The sequence below is a fragment of the Synechococcus sp. H55.11 genome (assembly GCF_047462475.1).
GTDB lineage: Bacteria > Cyanobacteriota > Cyanobacteriia > Thermostichales > Thermostichaceae > Thermostichus.
Genome location: NZ_JANSJI010000329.1, coordinates 1 through 3,270, shown reverse-complemented (window position 1 = coordinate 3,270; position 3,270 = coordinate 1). Strand labels below are relative to the sequence as shown.

General features: G+C 61.5%; 3 protein-coding genes. 1 reads left to right on the top strand and 2 read right to left on the bottom strand.

Annotated elements, in window-relative coordinates:
* Positions 1 to 72: 72 nt before the first annotated feature.
* Together NW853_RS12910 and clpS are read right to left on the bottom strand one after the other, a co-directional pair.
* The gene (locus NW853_RS12910; protein ID WP_414349215.1) at positions 73 to 879 is read right to left on the bottom strand and encodes a lysostaphin resistance A-like protein; all 807 of its coding nucleotides are present in this window, start codon (positions 877 to 879) and stop codon (positions 73 to 75) included.
* 15 nt (positions 880 to 894) lie between these two features.
* Positions 895 to 1,176: an ATP-dependent Clp protease adapter ClpS gene (clpS, locus tag NW853_RS12905; RefSeq protein WP_414349213.1), complete on the bottom strand. Its 282-nt coding sequence runs from the start codon at positions 1,174 to 1,176 to the stop codon at positions 895 to 897.
* Between the two features lie 274 nt (positions 1,177 to 1,450).
* On the opposite strand from clpS, the gene NW853_RS12900 reads away from it, so the two are divergent.
* Positions 1,451 to 3,178 carry an alkaline phosphatase D family protein gene (locus NW853_RS12900; RefSeq protein WP_414333898.1) on the top strand — a complete coding sequence of 576 codons (1,728 nt, stop codon included), beginning with the start codon at positions 1,451 to 1,453 and terminating at the stop codon, positions 3,176 to 3,178.
* Positions 3,179 to 3,270 lie beyond the last annotated feature (92 nt).

The following is a 3,270-nucleotide window of genomic DNA, read 5'->3' as shown; positions in this document are numbered from 1 at the left end:
CCCTCTCCCTGAGGGATGACCCTCACCCCCGGCCCCTCTCCCTGAGGGAGAGGGGAGATGCTTCGGCGTTGTTCAGCTTCTGTCGGTGGCCAACCTCTTGAGAACAAGGAAGGTGCCGCCCAGGAAGAGCAGGCCCATCAGCCCGGCTAGGGGGTTGCCGCCGATGCCGGTGAGCCACTCTGGCGCCCTGCCGGTGTACTCGATCCAAGCCAAGTTGTTGACCCAGGTGATGCCCCACACCCAGCCGGCGTGCAGCCCCAGGCTGAGTCCTAGCTTGTTTTGGTTCCACACCTTGGCCTGGGCCAGCAGCAGGCCCATCAGCCACAGCCCCGGAAACTGGGGCCAGGTGGCGAGGATCTCTGCTGGCGGCTTCAAAAAGTGGGCCAAAGCAAAGAGAAGGCTGGATCCCCACAGAGCGCTTGTCCAGCCGTAGTCCAAGGCCATCTCCTGCAGCAGCCAGCCGCGGAACAACAGCTCTTCTGCCAGGGCCACCGCCAGGCCCACCCCTAGCCCCAGCAAGCCATAGCCCAGCAGGGATCCCCCTTCCACCGGCTGCCAGCTCAGCCAGCCCAGGGCCCCCTCCAGGCCAAAGAGCAGAAAAAGCCCGCCCACACCCATCCCCAGGCCCCAGAGGATCCCAGCTCGGCAGGCCCAACTCTTGTCCAGGCCATAGGCGGCAAACCCAGATCCCCACAGCCCCAGCCAAAGGAGCAGTAGAGCATACAGCGGCAGCCAGAGGTACTCTCGGCCAAAGAAAAATCCCCCCAGGCCGACCCACGGTAGCCAGGCCAAAAGGGGGATCCCCAAAAACAGCAACAGCCGCAGCGGCAAGGGAAAGGCCTTGAGTTTGCCAATCAGCTCAGCAGTCGGCAGGCCCACCCAAACCGCTCCTAACTAGCGTTCCGGCTCGATCGAGCTGGTGAGGCCGTGCCGGCGCAACTGCTCGCAGTAAAACTCCGCGTGCTCCCGCGGCACCACGATGACCACAGCAACGCCGTTGTTGTGGGCTTCCAACATGATCTCGGTGGCTTGCGGCGGCATCATCGATGGAATGACCTTCACCAGCACCTGCACCACGTACTCCATGGTGTTGACATCGTCGTTGTGCAGCAACACCCGGTACATGGGCATATGCTTCGGGGTTACAGAAGGCTTAACCAGAGTCTCCGTAGCCACGACGATCCCTCCTTGGGTCAACAAGAGGTTCTAGAACGCAAAACCGAAAACAAAGCCAAAAAGCAAAAAACCTTAATGGAATTTTAGCCTTCGCAGGAAGGGCTATGAAAAGGCCGCGGAGAACCCAAGCCTCAGGTCTGGCGTTCTTAAACAGAAGCTAACCCAGTTTTCACCGGCCCACAACCTCAGTTTGGGCGCAGAAGTGCTTGACTAGGGGCAATTGGCCATTGTTGCGGATCCCTTTACATTTGCCGGCGTCGCTGAGGTTAGCTGTATGAGTTCCCTGCGTTCCCGTCGCTTTTTCCTGCAGTTGCTGATGTTTGGCGGTGGGGCAGCCGCCCTGGCCGCCTGTGGGGGCACCTCCAGTTCTTCTATCCCGCCGCTGGGAGAGCCGGGATTTCCCCAGGGGGTGTTTGCCGGGGATCCCACCTCTGAGGGGGCGGTGCTTTCCACGCGGGTGGTGCCGGCCAGCAGCGTGGATACGGTGCCTGTGACGCTGCAGATGGCGGAAAATGCCGAGTTCAACCCCATTCTGCAGCAGGTTGCGCTGACTGCCCGCCGCGTGGCCGGTCGCAACTACCGCACCGAGCCGGGCGACTACATTGCCCGCGCCGTTGTTACCGGCCTGAGGCCGGCGCAGCGCTATTTCTACCGCTTTGTCAGTGAGGGGTTTACCAGCCCTGTGGGCCAGTTCCGCACCCTGCCGGCTCCGGGCGATGGGCGGCCCATCCGCTTCTTGCACATTAGCTGCGCCAATGAGCCTCCTTTCCCCATTGGGGCGGCCCTGTTGGCTGAGGTTAACCGCGGCGATATCGATTTCATCTCCTTCAACGGCGACACCGTCTACGCGGATCGCTTCTGGCTGGGGCTGGATCCCATCGGCAACCTGGAGTTTTACCGCAGCCTCTATCGGGATCAGCGGGATCCCAAGTATGCCGGGCCGGAGTTCCCGCAGTTGTTCAGTCGCACTTCCTTTGTCGTTAACTGGGATGACCACGAGGTGATCGACAACTACAGCGGCCAGAAGGCCCGCGGCGGCCGCGCCGTCCAGCTCAACGACACCACCGGGCAAACCCGCGACGTGGAAGATTTTAGGGTGCTGGGCTACCAGGCCTTTTTTGAGTACAACCCCATCACCCCCACCTTGACGGATGTACCGGGGGTAGATAGCCGGGATCGGGTGTTTCGCAGCTTCCGCTACGGCGCCAACGCCGAAGTCTTTATCCTCGACCTGCGCCAGTACCGCGACTTGGCTGCTGTGACCCCGATCCTGCCCATTTTGCCCCCTGGCTTGACCCGCCAGCGCTTTTTGGAACTGGCCGGCATCCGCCTCACGCCCCAGCAGGAGACCCTGTTCTTCGGCCCGCCGGGATCGGAAGAGGCGCTGTTTAACCTGCTGCGCCGCACGCCGCGCATTCTTTTGGGAGAACCCCAAAAGCAGTGGTTGTTCAACAGCCTGCGCAGCTCCACCGCCACCTACAAGTTCATCGTCAGCGAGTTTCCCATCACGGTGACCTATTTCCGCTCCAACGACGTCTGGGAGGGCTACTGGCTGGAGCGGCAGGAGGTGATCGACTTTATTGAGCGCAACAACATCCGCAACGTAGTGTTCCTAACCGGCAACAACCACGCCGGCTTCATCGGCCAGGTCAACCCCGGCAGCAGCAACCCCATCTGGGAGGTGTGGACTGGCCCCACCGGACGCAGCGTGACCGCCTTGAGCATTGACGAGTTGGGCAGCCAACTGGGGATCCCCAACGCCAGCCGCCTCTACTACCGGATTGTGAATGGCTTTCTCGCCCCTGTGAACCCTGCCAATCCAGAAGTGAGCGGGATCCCTGGCGTAACGACAGGCAACCTGCGCTTTTTGGAGCTGGCGGTGCCCAACTACACCCTCATTGAAGTCTCCGGCAGCCGCTGCACCCTTCAGGTCAAGGGCCCCACCGGCAGTGTCCTCACCGATCCCCTGGGGCGCCGCGGAGAACTGGTGCTGCCCCAGTGAGAACAATCAAGGGCTTTGGGCAGGTTTTCCCAGTCCTATTCTGATCGAAATTCAGGGATCCCTGCGCAAGTTGGGATCCCTTTTTGTAACTC

Excerpts from the sequence above, each read along its gene's own strand:
- NW853_RS12900 (WP_414333898.1), top strand. The coding sequence starts at position 1,451 with ATGAGTTCCCTGCGTTCCCGTCGCTTTTTCCTGCAGTTGCTGATGTTT.